Origin of the sequence: Delftia sp. GW456-R20 (assembly GCF_001622915.1) — a bacterium.
In the GTDB taxonomy this organism is placed as follows: Bacteria; Pseudomonadota; Gammaproteobacteria; order Burkholderiales; family Burkholderiaceae_C; genus Comamonas; species Comamonas acidovorans.
On sequence record NZ_LWCN01000001.1, the window covers coordinates 247,860 to 261,699 of the forward strand.

Sequence of the window (13,840 nt, forward strand, 5' to 3'; positions counted from 1 at the left end):
GAAGGATGCGGTTCTTTCGCGGCAGAGGCCGAAACCTCTGCCATCGGCGAGGGCCGAATTACTGCTTGGTGGCTTCCTTGGCGGCAGCGTCGGCAGCAGCCTTGGCGGCGTCTGCAGCGGCAGCGTCAGCAGCGGGAGCAGGTGCTGCAGCGTCGGCGGCAGGCGCTGCGGGAGCAGCAGCGTCGGCGGCGGGAGCAGCAGGAGCTTCTGCGGGAGCGGGAGCTGCCGGTGCGGGAGCTTCAACGGCGGGTGCGGGAGCGGGGGCCGGAGCCTCTTCCTTCTTGCCGCAAGCGGCCAGAGCTGCAGCAGCGATCACGGTAGCCAGGATCAGAGAGTTCTTCATCACAGTTTCCTAGAGAGTAGGTAAGAAGACAGTACACAGGAGGGGCCCCGCCACTTGCGCCACCGGATGCGGGCAACCGGTACGCGGCGGCCAGGCCACGTCAAACACATTCATTCGACTTGGAGCGAATTATAGGGAGATTTTTTCGAGGCTGACTGAAACTGACAACCTCTGAACAATTCCGCACAAATCCTCTTGCCAAGTCCGAATGGGGCAGCAAGAAGCTGCCTTGGCGTCCACTGTGTAACAAAACCAGGTTGCTGTCAATTTACTGACGAACCCAAGACAATTCTTTACAAATCTATCGGAGTCCGCCTTGAATCAGCAGAACGCTGTCAACGGTGAATGCCCGAACTTAGCATGACTGCGTCACAGCGTCTACCCGGTTCAGGACAGCGGCCCGCCTCGCACCCAGCCGGCGTCAAACCAGGAGGACAGCAGCTCCAGCGCGTCATCGCTGGCCTTGGCCAGATCGGCGCGTGACAGGGCGCGCGTATCGGCCAGCTTGCGCATCAGGGTGGCATCGCGGCCACCGGCCAGATAGCTTTCGCCGTTGATGAAGATGTGTTTTGCGTCATACATCATGCGCGTGCGGCGGTCGAGGACCACGCTCTCGAACATGCCGTGTTCCTCGCCATGCTCGAACCAGACATTGGCCTTGGGCTCGGTCATGTACTCGCCCAGCGCGCGCTCCAGCGCCAGCGGCTCGGCCAGCGCGCGCTCCAGCGCCTTGCGCGCGAAGTCGTGCAGGCTCGACGGAATCTCGCCCGGGGCCTCGACGGCGGGCTGGTCGGGATCGCGGTAGACCATGGGCGCTTCGGGTTCATCGGGCTCGTCGGACATGCGCAGCAGCAGCTCGCGGGCCAGTTCGTCGCGCGCGGGCGAGCGAAAGCCGATGGAGTAGGTCATGCACTCGCCCTCGGCGATGCCGTCATGGGCCCACTTGGGCGGCAGGTAGAGCATGTCGCCGGGCTCGAGCACGAACTCCTCCTCGGGCTCGAAATTCGAGAGCACCTTCAGCGGCACATCGGGCTGCAGCGACAGGTCCTTCTGGCGGCCGATGCGCCAGCGCCGGCGGCCATGCGCCTGCAGCAGGAAGACGTCGTAGCTGTCGAAATGCGGGCCCACGCCGCCCTGGTCGGTGGCAAAGCTGATCATCAGATCGTCCAGCCGCGCCTCGGGCACGAAGCGGAACTGCTGCATCAGCTGGTGCACGCCGTCGTCGTGCAGGTCCACGCCCTGCACGAGCACGGTCCATCCGGGCTTTTGCAGCGAGGGCAGGCTGCGGCGCGACAGCGGGCCGTGGCTGAGCTTCCAGTGGCCACCGTCCTGCTGCTGGATCAGGCGCGATTCCACACCGTCCTCGCCTGCCATGGCCAGCAGCCTGGCGCGGGGAATCAGGGGCTTGAAGCCCGGGATTGCCTGGCGCACCAGCAAGGGCTTCTTGTGCCAGTGGCGGCGCATGAATTGGGAAGCGGTAAGCCCGCCCAGCAGGGCAAGCGGTGTGTTGGTGTCCATGAAATGGTCCGAAGTGAGCGAAGAGACAGGGCGGCATTGTCCTATGCGGGCATTGCCCTGTCCTGGCGCCAGCGCAAGCTGCCCCGCAATGGCTTCGTGGCAGTCAGCCGGCCGGCTTGCGCATGGCCCTGAAATCCGAGGGCGACAGACCCGTATAGATCTTGAAAGCGCGGCTGAAATGCGCGGTGCTGCCAAAGCCGCAATCCATGGCGACCTCGGTGATGGTGCGCTGCGCCTGGGCGGGCTGCAGCAACTCGCGCATGCACAGCTCCAGGCGGCTGTGCTGTATGAAGGCGCCCAGGCTGGTCTGGCTGTCCGCGAAGGCGTTGTGCAGGTGGCGCTTGCTGCAGTTGAGCGCGGCGGCCACGGACTCCACCGACAGGCCCGGGTCGCGCAGATGGGCCGCCACATGGGCGCGGATGCGGTCCTGCAGCGCCAGTTGCTGCGTGCCTGCCGTGCCCTGCCCGGCCAGCTCCTGCAGCGACAGATGGACCATGTCCACCAGCAGCTCGCCCGCGCGGCGCGCCAGATGCGGCGCCATGCCGGGCAACTCCTGGTAGGTGCTGCGCATGGTTTCCAGCGCGATGCGGGCAATGCCCGAGCTGCCGCCCACGTTGCGCCCCATCAGCCCTTCCAGCCGGATGCCCCGGTCCACGATGGCCTGGCGCGGCAGCATCACGATGAGGTGTTCGGACCATTCGGGGTTGGTGACCTCGTACTCCTGCGCCGTGTCATAGATCACCCAGCTGCCCTTGCGCACGCTGGCCTCGCGGTTGTGCTGGCGCACGCTGGCCACGCCCTCCCAGGGCGCGACGATCTTCAGATAGGGGGACTCATGGGCGCGCAGGCCCTGCATGCTGCGCATGACGCGGTGGCGGCCCGCCTCCAGACGGGTCAGCACCACATCGCCGGCATTGGCCACGCGCACATGGCCTTCGAACAGGCGATCGCCATAGACATCGGTATCCAGGCCCGCAAACAGGCGCGACATCCAGGCGTGCCAGGCCGACGCCGTCTCGCCGGGCGGCAGTCCGTCGGTGCTCAACACCATGGCATCGGTCATGTGCGGTCTCTCCTGCTCGCCGCACGGGTGAAGGATCTGTGTGCGGCCATGGACGTGATTATGGGAAAGTGCAGGCCCATCGCGCCCCATGGCTTTCCCCGCGGACAGCCAGGACAAGGGTAAACCCCGGAGCCTGTGCACGATCCGTCATGCGCTTTGTGCGCGCAGCGGGCTGCCTGCGCCATCGCCTGCTTCTACGATGACCGGCACGCCCGGCAGCGCCAACGCCATTGCCAACGCCACAACCGCATACCAAGGAGACAGTCATGATCGAACAAACCATGCTCATCGCAGGCCAGGCCGCACAGGCCGGCAATGGCGCCACCTTCGAGCGCCGCAATCCGCTGGACGGATCGGTGGCCACGCGCGCCCCGGCCGCCACGCCCGAAGATGCCGTGCGCGCCGTCGAGGCCGCGCAAAAGGCCTTCCCCGCCTGGGCCGCGCTGGGTCCGACCGAGCGCCGCCAGATGCTGATGAAGGCATCGCAGGCGCTGGAGGCCAAGACCGAGGCCTTTGCCGCCGCCATGGCCGCCGAGACCGGCGCATCGGGCATCTGGGCCGGCTTCAACGTGCACCTGGCTGCCAACATGTTCCTGGAGGCCGCATCGCTGACCACCCAGATCAATGGCCAGATCATTCCCTCGGACGTGCCCGGCAGCCTGGCCATGGCCGTGCGCCAGCCCGCCGGCGTGGTGCTGGGCATTGCGCCCTGGAATGCGCCCGTCATCCTGGCCGTGCGCGCCATTGCCACGCCGCTGGCCTGCGGCAATACGGTGGTGCTCAAGGGCTCGGAGCTGTGCCCCGCCACGCACGGCCTGATCATCGAGGCCCTGCAGGAAGGCGGCCTGCCGCCCGGCGTGGTCAACTTCGTAACCAATGCGCCCGAAGATGCGGGCGCCGTGGTCGAAGCCATGGTGGCCCACCCGGCCGTGCGCCGCGTGAACTTCACCGGCTCCACGCGCGTGGGCCGCATCCTCGGCCAGACCTGCGCCAAGTACCTCAAGCCCGCCATCCTGGAGCTGGGCGGCAAGGCGCCCTTCGTGGTGCTGGACGATGCCGACATCGACGCCGCCGTGGCTGGCTGCACCTTCGGTGCCTTCGCCAACTCGGGCCAGATCTGCATGTCCACCGAACGCATCATCGTGGACGAGTCCGTGGCCGGCGATTTCCTGGACAAGCTGGTGGCCCGTGCCACCTCGCTGCCGCTGGGCGATCCGCGCAAGGGCCCCGTGGTGCTGGGCTCGGTGGTGGACATGGCCACCGTGGAGCGCGCCAACCGCCTGATCGACGACGCGCTGGCCAAGGGCGCAAAACTGCTGTGCGGCGGCAAGGCCACCAACACCCTGATGGCGGCCACGCTGATCGACGGCGTCACGCCCGAGATGGACATCTTCCGCGAGGAAACCTTCGCCCCCGTCAAGGCCATCGTGCGCGTGCGCGGAGAGGAGCAGGCCATCGCCATGGCCAATGACAACGAATTCGGCCTGTCCTCGTCCGTCTACACCCGCGATACCGCGCGCGGCTGGCGCGTGGCCGCGCGCATCGAGGCCGGCATCTGCCACGTCAACGGCCCCACCGTGCATGACGAGGCACAGATGCCCTTTGGCGGCGTGAAAAACTCGGGCTACGGCCACTTCGGTGGCCAGGCAGGCATCGATGCCTTCACCGAGACGCGCTGGATCACCATGCAGACCACCCCCCGCCACTATCCGTTCTGATCGGCAGGACTCGCCGCCCGGCCTGCGCAGCAGCCGGGCAGCCGTGGGAAAATCGCGCCAACGCGGCCGCCGGCACGCCTTCGTCAAACACGGGCGCGCGCGGCGGTCTTTCTTTTTCCCCACCGCGGCATGGGCCGCACAAGCTGCACACCATGGAAATCACAGAACAATGCGTGGTCGCTCTGACCTGGACCCTCAAGGACACCCTGGGCGAGGAACTGGACGTGCTCGATGAGCCCGTGGAGTTCCTGGTCGGCGGCGACGATCTGCTCAAGCGCATCGAGGAAGCCCTGCAGGGCCACGGCCAGGGCAAGACCCTGGACCTGCACCTGGAGCCCGAGGAAGCCTTTGGCGACTACAACGAAAGCCTGATCTTCCTGGAGCCGCGCGCCCTGTTCCCGGCCGAGCTGGAGGAAGGCATGAGCTTTGAGGCCAGCGCCCTGCCCAAGGGCTGCAGCGCCGTGCAGCCAGACCTGCTCTACACCGTCACGGAAATCTATCCCGAGCATGTGGTGCTGGACGGCAACCACCCGCTGGCCGGCATCGCGCTGCGCCTGCACCTGAAGGTCGAAGGCGTGCGCGAGGCCACCGAGGAGGAAATCGGCCGCGGCTCGGCCGGCACCGGATTCTTCCGCATCCAGCCCATGGCACCGGGCAACGACACGCTGCACTGAAATTGCCGCGCTGAAATGGCAAAGGGCTCCCTGCGGGGAGCCCTTTTGCATGGAGCGAGCCTGGTACTCAGCGAATCAGCTGGTTGTTGTCCACGCGCACGCTCTCGCCTATGCGCAGCTGCGGATTGTTCTGGTAGTCGAACACGCGCGTGCTGCCGTCGTTCAACTGCACGGTGACGCGGTAGACATCGCGCAGGTCGCCAGGGCCGGTGTTCTTCTCGATGGCATTGCCCGCCATGGCACCGCCCACCACGCCCGCAATGGTGGCGATGTCGCGCCCACTGCCCTTGCCCACCTGGCGGCCCAGCACCCCGCCGACCACGCCGCCCACCACGGCCCCGGCGCCTATGCCCGAGCCGCCTATGCCGCTGGGCTGCTGGATCTGCACCAGTTGCACATTGGTCACACGCCCCTGCTGCTCATAGCCACCGCCGCCCGGGTAGGGCGTGCCGGGCTGGCCGCCGTTGGGATAGCCACCGCTGGGGTAGCCGCTGGTCGGATAGCCCCCGGCTGGATAGCCGCCGGCAGGGTAGCCGCCACCCGGGTATCCGCCCTGCTGGGGGTAGCCCGCGCAGGCGCTGAGCATCAGCGCGGCAATGCAGCCGGCGCCCATGGCGCTCAAGCGATGAATGGAAGGCATGAGAATCTCCTGTGTACTGTCCGTGGATCGATCAAGGGCAGCCACCGTACCGGCCAGCGACTGCATACCGCTTCAACGTCCCAGGCCGCATGCCTGCCGACCGGACAGAACACTTGCTGACAAAAATCAGCCTGCTCACCCGGCCTCAATTGCGTGCGCGGATGCTGAGCACGTTGCCGTTGTTGCCATCGACGTAGAGCTTCACAGGGCGGCCATCGCCGGTCTGGCCCTTGACCTGATAGAGGCCGTCCTCCCACTCGATCTCGCGCAGGTCGCGGTAGCCCAGGACTTCCATGCGCTCGAAGATTTCGCGGATGCTCAGGCCCGGCCCCTGGAAGGCGCCGCGCACGGAGGCCACCGTGGTGGCCACGGCCTCGCCGGCCTGTACGGTCACGGAAGGCCCGCCCGTGGCGGCGGCCTGGGCCTGCACCTGGGCGACCAGCCCGGCAGTGGCGATCAGCACAATGCCCAGGCCCGTCAGGCCATGGCGTGCAGCGCGGGAAATCAGTTGTCGGATGGAAGGCATGAGGTTCTCCTTGGCATGTGAAGGTCGGCGACTGGGCCGGCGATTGGGTCGGCGATGCATCTGAAAAGACCGCATCTGCCGGCTGCTGCGCCTTCGTTTCCGTTGGATTGCGACGGCGTGCAGCCATTGTTCGATGCAGGCCATGAACGCAAGCTGAAGCAGCCGTTCATCCGAGGTTCATCCACGCTGGGCTATAAAGTTTTCCATGCCCACTCCATCCTTCTCCACTCCTCGCAGGTCCTGGATGCTGCTGGCCGCACTGCTGCTGATGGCGGCGGCCCTGGCCTCCTGGACCACGCCCTCGGATGCCGGCGACAGCGACCATGAACTCGCTCGCCAGGCCCTGCAGCAAGGCCGCGTGCTGCCGCTGCGCACCGTGCTCGACCAGGTCGAGCGCGACTACCAGGGCCAGGTCATCAAGGTCGAGTTCGAGCATGACGACGGCCGCTTCATCTACGAGATCCGGCTGCTGCAATCGGGCGGCCGCGTGGCCAAGCTCAAGATCGATGCACGCGATGGCAAGGTGCTGAGCTTCAAGCGCAAGGACTAGACGCAGATGCGAATCCTCGTGGTGGAAGACGAGCCCACGCTCTGCGGGCAACTGGTACAGGCCTTGCAGCAGGCAGGCCATACGGTGGAGACGGCCGCGGACGGCGCAACGGCCCAGTACCTGGGCGAGGTCGAGGAATTCGACGCCGCCGTGCTGGACCTGGGCCTGCCCGTGCGCGACGGGCTCACCGTGCTGCGCGCCTGGCGTGCGCAGGGCCGGGTCATGCCCGTGATGATCCTCACGGCGCGCGGCGCCTGGCATGAGAAGGTGGCCGGCATGGATGCCGGCGCCGACGACTATCTGGCCAAGCCCTTCCACATGGAAGAGCTGATGGCCCGCCTGCGCGCCCTGCTGCGCCGGCTCAGCCCGCACGCCAGCGCCCAGTGGCAATGCGGCCCCATCGTGCTGGACTCGCGCCATGCCCGCGTGAGCGTCGCCGGCCAGCCGCTCACGCTGACCAGCCATGAATTCAAGGTGCTGGCCCTGCTGATGCAGCGCGTGGGGCAGGTGATATCGCGCACCGAACTGTCAGAACACATCTACCCGCAGGACAGCGACCGCGACTCCAACACCATCGAGGTCTTCGTCGGCCGCCTGCGCAAGAAGCTGCCGGCCGGCAGCATAGAGACCGTGCGCGGCCTGGGCTACCGGCTGGTGGAAGGCGCGCCCGCTGCATGAACGCGCCACAGGAAAGACAGGTATCCCGGCTTGGCGATTCGCTGCGCCTGCGCCTGCTGGCCGGCACGCTGGCCTGGGTGCTGGCGGCCGTGCTGCTGGCCGGCTGGGGACTGCGCGGACTGTTCCGCGACCACATCGCGCAGCAGTTGCAGGCGCAGCTGGTGCTGCAGCTCGACCAGCTCAGCGCAGCCGTCAACAGCCTGCCCGGCGGGCGCATCGAAGTCGGACTGGCCGTGGGCGATCCGCGCCTGGCGCAGCCGCTGTCGGGCCTGTACTGGCAGATCGACCAGGTGAGCGATGGCGCGGGTCCGCCCGAGAAGGCCGGCTTGCTGCGCTCTCGTTCGCTGTGGGACCAGACGCTGGACTGGCACCAGTTCCGCGCCGATGCCGGCCGCCCGGATGAGCACCACGAGGACACGGCGCTGAACACCGGCATGCTGCCCGATGGCCAGGGCCACCAGCTCGTGGCCGTGGCACGCCCCCTGCAATTGCCCGAAGCCGACGCGCCGCCGCTGCGCCTGATCGTTGCGGCCGACAGCGCCCTGCTAGCCGAGCCCATGCAGCGCTTCACCACCATGCTGATCGCCGCACTGGGCACGCTGGCGGCCGGGCTGGTGCTGGCCGTGGTGCTGCAGCTGCGACTGGCGCTGCGGCCGCTGCAGCTGCTGCGCAAAGGCCTGTCCGACGTGCGCAAGGGGGCAACGCCGCGCCTCGAAGGCCGGTTTCCGCAGGAACTGCGGCCCCTGGTGCAGGAATTCAACCATGTGCTGGATGTGAACGCCGACATGGTGCAGCGCGCGCGCACGCAGGCCGGCAACCTGGCCCATGCGGTGAACACGCCGCTGTCCATCCTCGGCAATGCCGCCGCGCAGGAAGGCGGGGCGCTGGCCGAACTGGTCCGCGAGCAGGTTGCCAGCGCCAGCCGCCAGGTGGACCACCATCTGGCACGCGCCCGCGCTGCGGCCCGCCAGGCCACAGGCCTGCGCACGCCGCTGCAGCCGCCGCTGGCCTCGCTGGTGCGCACCATGGAGCGGCTGCACGCCGGCCGCGGCATCCGCTTCGCGCTGAAGGGCGATGTGCAGCCTTGGGACTTTCTGGGCGATGGCCAGGACCTGATGGAAATCCTGGGCAACCTGCTGGACAACGCCGGCAAGTGGGCAGCCCAGGCCGTGAGCCTGGAAGTCCAGGGCCTGGAGCACGATCAGGCCGGCGGCCCCTTGCTGCTGACGGTGGACGATGACGGCCCCGGCATCGAAGACGCCGACCTTGGCCGCATCTTCGAGCGCGGCGAGCGCCTGGACGAACGCAGGCCCGGCGCAGGCCTGGGTCTGGATATCGTGCGTGACCTGGTGCAGACCTATGGCGGCAGCATCGCGGCCAGCCGCTCGCCGCTGGGCGGCCTGCGCATGCAGCTGCGCCTGCCGGGGGCAAAAAGACAGGCGTGACGGCAGGAGCCGCACAGCAGCGGCTCTGTGCCCTCTCAGGGGCCTTTCAGTGTCCTCTCAGCGCACGCAGCACCTGCACCAGGGTGTCTGCCTGCGGAAACAGCCAGTCGGCCAGCGCGCCCAGCGCCACGGCGGCCACCAGTGCGCCCAACACCGGCTTCCAGCTCAGGCGCAGCGCGGCCAGCAGCCAGCCCTCGCGCTCCACCACATAGAGCGTGCGCGCCATCAGCAGCGCAAAGGCCACCTCCACCGCCACGGCCAGGAACAGGTCGGCCCCAAAGACCAGCCACAGCAGCGACCCTGCCCCCGTGACCGCGACCAGCAGCGCCGCAAACACCAGCAGCACGGGGACCAGGACGACGGCGCCTTCGTCCAGACCATCGATGCCCGGCACATCAAAGCCTTGCGAGGCCGAGGAAGCGGCCTCGGACATGGCGCCGCCGTCATCCCAGCTGCCGCTGGAGCCACCGCCGCCATACGAGCCGCCCTGCCCGCTGTCGAATCCGCCAGCCTCCGGCGTGCGGGCCGGTGAAGAACCGCTGCCGCCGGGCGTCACATCGGGAACATCGGACCCCTCCCAGTCGCGGCGCAGCATGCACTCGGCCCACAGGCGCAGCAGCAGCAGGTACAGCAGATAGCCGCAGGCCAGGGCCACGCCATAGCGCAGCGCCATGCTGTGCATGCCCGCGTGCAGCAGGCCCAGACTCAACAGCGACATGCCTGCCAGGCTCAACCCGCCCGTCAGCGCCGCATGCAGGCGCAGCCAGTGGCGCTGCTGCAGGCGGCGGCGCATGCGGTCTTCCTGCGTCAGCATCACGCGCGTCCATGATGCGGATGGGCGGTGGCGCGTGCGCCGGGATGGCCTGGCCATGCGGATTCCTCCCTGGAGCGATGCCCGGGCAGCGCGGCTGCGGGCGTTTTCTGGCTGAGCGCCTTATTGCTTGCCTGTAGAGCCGTAGCCGCCCGCGCCGCGCTCGGAAGCCGACTCGAACTCCTCGACCACATTGAAGCTGGGCTGCACCACGGGCACGATGATCAGCTGGGCCAGGCGGTCCATGGGCTGCAGCGTGAAGGCCGTGGTCGAGCGGTTCCAGGCGCTGACCATGAGCTGGCCCTGGTAGTCGCTGTCGATCAGGCCGACCAGGTTGCCCAGCACGATGCCGTGCTTGTGACCCATGCCCGAGCGCGGCAGGATCATGGCCGCGTAGCCGGGGTCCTTGAGGTACATGGCCATGCCCGTGGGCACCAGTTGCCATTGGCCGGGCTCCAGCGTCAGCGGCGCATCGATGCAGGCGCGCAGGTCCAGGCCCGCGCTTCCCGGCGTGGCGTAGGCGGGCATGTTCTCGCGCAGGCGCGCGTCAAGGATCTTGATATCAACGTTCATGGAAACAATCTGGGGAGCGCCTCACGGCAGGCTCTCTTGAAAAGCAAAGCGCGCATTGTGCCCCGCGCCGTCACCCGGACGACTTGAGCCCGCTGCGAAAGCCTTTGACGATGGCATTGATGATGGTGAGCAGCAGGATGAAGGGGCCGATGCCCGGAATCACCACGGCCAGGATCAGGCCGATCACGATACCCAGCAACTGGCCCGGACCTATCTTGAAGACCGTCTTCTTGACGGCCTTGGCGGCGGAGGAGGCCTGGGCTTGCTGTGCCCGCGCCGCCTGCCGGCCGCGATCGGCCCTGCCACCATTCCTGTCGCCGTTCCTGTCACCTGCAGACGGCTGGCGCCCCGGCAGGGCAGGCACCGAAGCCTGCTGCGCGGCGATGCGCGCCTTCTCGGCCGCAGCCTGCACCTGCTCGCGCACGCGCTCGACCACGGACTGGGACTGCGCGCCCGGCGTGGCCACCGCATCGGTGAAATCGCTGCGTCCCTGCACTATCCAGCCGTGGGCCGCAGAGCGGTACAGGGGGCTGGCGCGCAGCAGCTCATCCACATAGCGCACATAGTCGCCGTGGCGGGGGCCTTCGTAGGTGTTCTGTGACATGCGGGCCTTCGGTGGTGTCAACGGACGGGCGGCAGGCGCCGGGCGATCTCGGTCACCAGCTGGCGCGCCAGCAGGGACTTGGAGGCGTGCGGCAGCTCCATGGTGCCAGCCTCGTCGATCAGCAGCAGGGCATTGTCATCCCGCCCAAAGGTTGCGGGACCGATATTGCCCACCAGCAGCGGCACCTGCTTGCGCAGGCGCTTGGCGCTGGCGTGCTGCAGCAGGTCATGGCTTTCGGCGGCGAAGCCCACGCAGTACAGCCGGCCGCTGCGCGCAGGCTCGGACTGCGCGGCGGCCGCCAGGATGTCGGGGTTCTCGACGAAGGTCAGCGTGGGGGTCTGGCCCGAGCCGTCCTTCTTGATCTTCTGGTCTGACGCCGTGGCCGGGCGCCAGTCGGCCACGGCCGCCGTGGCGATGAACACGCCGGCTTGCGGCAATTGCTGGTGCACGGCGTCAAACATCTGCTGCGCCGATTGCACGTCGATGCGCTGCACGCCGCGCGGCGTGCGCAGGTGCACGGGCCCGGCCACCAGGGTCACCTGGGCGCCCGCCTCGCGCGCGGCGCGCGCAATGGCAAAGCCCATCTTTCCGCTGGAATGGTTGGTGATGCCGCGCACGGGGTCGATGGCCTCGAAGGTCGGGCCCGCCGTGACCAGCACCTGGCGGCCCTGCAGCAGCTTGGGCGTGAAGAAGGCAGCCAGCTCCTCCATGATTTCCTCGGGCTCCAGCATGCGGCCGTCGCCCACCTCGCCACAGGCCTGGTCGCCAGTTCCCACGCCCAGCACCAGCGCACCGTCGGCCGCCACCTGCGCCAGGTTGCGCTGCGTGGCCGGGTGCGCCCACATCTCGCGGTTCATGGCAGGCGCCAGCAACAGGGGCACGCGGTCCATGGGGCGAGCCAGGCACATCAGGCTCAGCAGCTCGTCGGAACGGCCCTGCACCAGGCGCGCGATGAAGTCGGCGCTGCAGGGCGCGATCAGCATGGCATCGGCCTCGCGACTGAGGTTGATGTGGGGCATGTTGTTGGGCTCGCGCGCGTCCCACTGCGAACCATAGACCGGACGGCCCGACAGTGCCTGCATGGTCACCGGCGTGATGAACTGCTCTGCCGCCTCGGTCATCACCACCTGTACGGTGGCCCCGGCCTGCACCAGCAGGCGCACCAGCTGGGCAGATTTGTAACAAGCCACGCCTCCGGAGAGGCCGAGCACCAGATGTTTACCTGCGAACACTTCAGTCATGGCGCGCAATTTAGCAGAGCTGGAGCATCCGAGCAGCCCCGCGCGGCGCGGCGAATTCGGCGGCGCATCTATAATCCTGCTTTACCACCACCAATAAAAGACATGACCAAATTTGTCTTCGTCACAGGCGGTGTGGTGTCTTCCCTGGGCAAGGGAATCGCCTCAGCCTCCCTTGCTGCGATCCTCGAATCGCGCGGCCTCAAAGTCACCCTCATCAAGCTGGATCCCTACATCAACGTGGACCCGGGCACCATGTCGCCCTTCCAGCACGGTGAAGTGTTCGTGACCGATGATGGCGCCGAGACCGATCTGGACCTTGGCCACTACGAGCGTTTCATCGAAACGCGCATGAAGCAGTCCAACAACTTCACCACCGGCCGCATCTACCAGAGCGTTCTGGAAAAGGAGCGCCGCGGCGACTACCTGGGCAAGACCGTGCAGGTGATCCCGCACGTGACCAACGAAATCCAGGAGTACATCAAGCGCGGCGCCGGCCTGGGCACGCCTGACGCTGTCGATGTCGCCATCTGCGAAGTCGGCGGCACGGTGGGCGATATCGAGTCCCTGCCCTTCCTCGAAGCCGTTCGCCAGCTGGCCCTCAAGCAGGGGCCCAACAACACGGCCTTCGTGCACCTGACCTACCTGCCCTGGATTGCCACGGCGGGCGAGCTCAAGACCAAGCCCACGCAGCACACCGTGCAGAAGCTGCGCGAGATCGGCATCCAGCCCGACGCCCTGCTGTGCCGCGCGCAGCACCAGGTGCCGGAAGAGGAGAAGGAAAAGATCTCGCTGTTCACCAACGTTCCCGAGTGGGGCGTGATCTCCATGTGGGACGTGGACACCATCTACAAGGTGCCCCGCATGCTGCACGAGCAGGGCCTGGACGGCCTGATCTGCGACAAGCTGCGCCTGAACACGCCGCCCACCAACCTCAAGCGCTGGGACGACCTGGTCCACGAGACCGAGCACCCGCAGGGCGAGGTCAAGATCGCCATGGTCGGCAAGTACGTCGAGCTGTCGGACGCCTACAAGTCCGTCAACGAGGCGCTCAAGCACGCCGGCATGCAAAGCCATGTGGCAGTGAAGATCACCCACGTCGATTCCGAGACCATCAGCGACGCCAATGCGCGTGACAAGCTCTCGCAGTACGACGCCATCCTCGTGCCCGGCGGCTTCGGCTCGCGCGGCGTGGAAGGCAAGATCTCCACGGCTCGCTACGCCCGCGAGAACAAGGTGCCCTACCTGGGCATCTGCCTGGGCATGCAGGTGGCCACCATCGAATACGCCCGCCACGTGGCCGGCCTCGAAGGCGCCAACTCCACCGAGTTCGACCCCAAGTCCGCCAACCCCGTGATCGCCCTGATCACCGAGTGGAAGGATGCCGACGGCACGGTCAAGACCCGCGACGAGAACTCCGACCTGGGCGGCACCATGCGCCTGGGTGCCCAGTCCTCCG

General features: G+C 67.6%; 15 protein-coding genes. 6 read left to right on the forward strand and 9 right to left on the reverse strand.

Annotated features, from left to right (window positions below; translation table 11 throughout):
• Positions 1-58: 58 nt before the first annotated feature.
• The 3 genes from A4F85_RS28985 to A4F85_RS01030 all read right to left on the reverse strand — a co-directional run bounded on the left by A4F85_RS28985 (position 59) and on the right by A4F85_RS01030 (position 2,924).
• Complete coding sequence (locus A4F85_RS28985; protein WP_012206890.1) at positions 59-343, reverse strand: hypothetical protein; 285 nt, start codon at positions 341-343, stop codon at positions 59-61.
• A 387-nt stretch (positions 344-730) separates the two neighbouring features.
• Positions 731-1,861 (reverse strand): cupin domain-containing protein, encoded by a 1,131-nt coding sequence (locus tag A4F85_RS01025; RefSeq protein WP_013801115.1) that lies wholly within the window; start codon positions 1,859-1,861, stop codon positions 731-733.
• Between the two features lie 103 nt (positions 1,862-1,964).
• Positions 1,965-2,924 (reverse strand): helix-turn-helix domain-containing protein, encoded by a 960-nt coding sequence (locus A4F85_RS01030; RefSeq protein ID WP_034396427.1) that lies wholly within the window; start codon positions 2,922-2,924, stop codon positions 1,965-1,967.
• 266 nt (positions 2,925-3,190) lie between these two features.
• On the opposite strand from A4F85_RS01030, the gene A4F85_RS01035 reads away from it, so the two are divergent.
• Positions 3,191-4,642 carry an aldehyde dehydrogenase gene (locus A4F85_RS01035; RefSeq protein ID WP_017404385.1) on the forward strand — a complete coding sequence of 484 codons (1,452 nt, stop codon included), beginning with the start codon at positions 3,191-3,193 and terminating at the stop codon, positions 4,640-4,642.
• A gap of 152 nt (positions 4,643-4,794) precedes the next feature.
• Positions 4,795-5,316: an FKBP-type peptidyl-prolyl cis-trans isomerase gene (locus A4F85_RS01040; protein WP_012206894.1), complete on the forward strand. Its 522-nt coding sequence runs from the start codon at positions 4,795-4,797 to the stop codon at positions 5,314-5,316.
• Between the two features lie 67 nt (positions 5,317-5,383).
• Here the strand turns inward: A4F85_RS01040 and A4F85_RS01045 are convergent, their stop codons facing one another.
• The gene (locus tag A4F85_RS01045) at positions 5,384-5,956 is read right to left on the reverse strand and encodes a glycine zipper 2TM domain-containing protein (protein ID WP_063325371.1); all 573 of its coding nucleotides are present in this window, start codon (positions 5,954-5,956) and stop codon (positions 5,384-5,386) included.
• A 145-nt stretch (positions 5,957-6,101) separates the two neighbouring features.
• Positions 6,102-6,482, reverse strand: coding sequence for a PepSY domain-containing protein (locus A4F85_RS01050; protein WP_013801111.1), 381 nt, complete (start codon positions 6,480-6,482; stop codon positions 6,102-6,104).
• Between the two features lie 244 nt (positions 6,483-6,726).
• On the opposite strand from A4F85_RS01050, the gene A4F85_RS01055 reads away from it, so the two are divergent.
• Genes A4F85_RS01055 through A4F85_RS01065 form a run of 3 tightly spaced genes read left to right on the forward strand, consistent with a single transcriptional unit; the run spans position 6,727 to position 9,155 of the window.
• Positions 6,727-7,032, forward strand: coding sequence for a PepSY domain-containing protein (locus A4F85_RS01055; RefSeq protein WP_012206897.1), 306 nt, complete (start codon positions 6,727-6,729; stop codon positions 7,030-7,032).
• Between the two features lie 6 nt (positions 7,033-7,038).
• A complete protein-coding gene (locus A4F85_RS01060; protein ID WP_012206898.1) occupies positions 7,039-7,710 on the forward strand; it encodes a response regulator transcription factor in 672 nt (223 codons plus the stop codon).
• Complete coding sequence (locus A4F85_RS01065) at positions 7,707-9,155, forward strand: ATP-binding protein (protein WP_063325372.1); 1,449 nt, start codon at positions 7,707-7,709, stop codon at positions 9,153-9,155. Before A4F85_RS01060 ends, A4F85_RS01065 begins: the two co-directional genes overlap by 4 nt.
• A 46-nt stretch (positions 9,156-9,201) precedes the next feature.
• Here the strand turns inward: A4F85_RS01065 and A4F85_RS01070 are convergent, their stop codons facing one another.
• The 4 genes from A4F85_RS01070 to coaBC all read right to left on the reverse strand — a co-directional run bounded on the left by A4F85_RS01070 (position 9,202) and on the right by coaBC (position 12,384).
• A complete protein-coding gene (locus A4F85_RS01070) occupies positions 9,202-10,026 on the reverse strand; it encodes a hypothetical protein (protein WP_063325373.1) in 825 nt (274 codons plus the stop codon).
• Between the two features lie 63 nt (positions 10,027-10,089).
• On the reverse strand, positions 10,090-10,539 hold the full coding sequence (dut, locus tag A4F85_RS01075) for a dUTP diphosphatase (protein WP_034396440.1): 450 nt from the start codon (positions 10,537-10,539) through the stop codon (positions 10,090-10,092).
• A 70-nt stretch (positions 10,540-10,609) separates the two neighbouring features.
• Complete coding sequence (locus A4F85_RS01080) at positions 10,610-11,143, reverse strand: hypothetical protein (protein WP_063325374.1); 534 nt, start codon at positions 11,141-11,143, stop codon at positions 10,610-10,612.
• A 17-nt stretch (positions 11,144-11,160) separates the two neighbouring features.
• Complete coding sequence (coaBC, locus tag A4F85_RS01085) at positions 11,161-12,384, reverse strand: bifunctional phosphopantothenoylcysteine decarboxylase/phosphopantothenate--cysteine ligase CoaBC (RefSeq protein WP_063325375.1); 1,224 nt, start codon at positions 12,382-12,384, stop codon at positions 11,161-11,163.
• Positions 12,385-12,486: 102 nt separating this feature from the next.
• Here coaBC and A4F85_RS01090 point away from each other — a divergent pair.
• Positions 12,487-13,840: CTP synthase (locus A4F85_RS01090; protein WP_063325376.1), on the forward strand; the 1,354-nt coding region annotated here is incomplete at its 3' end.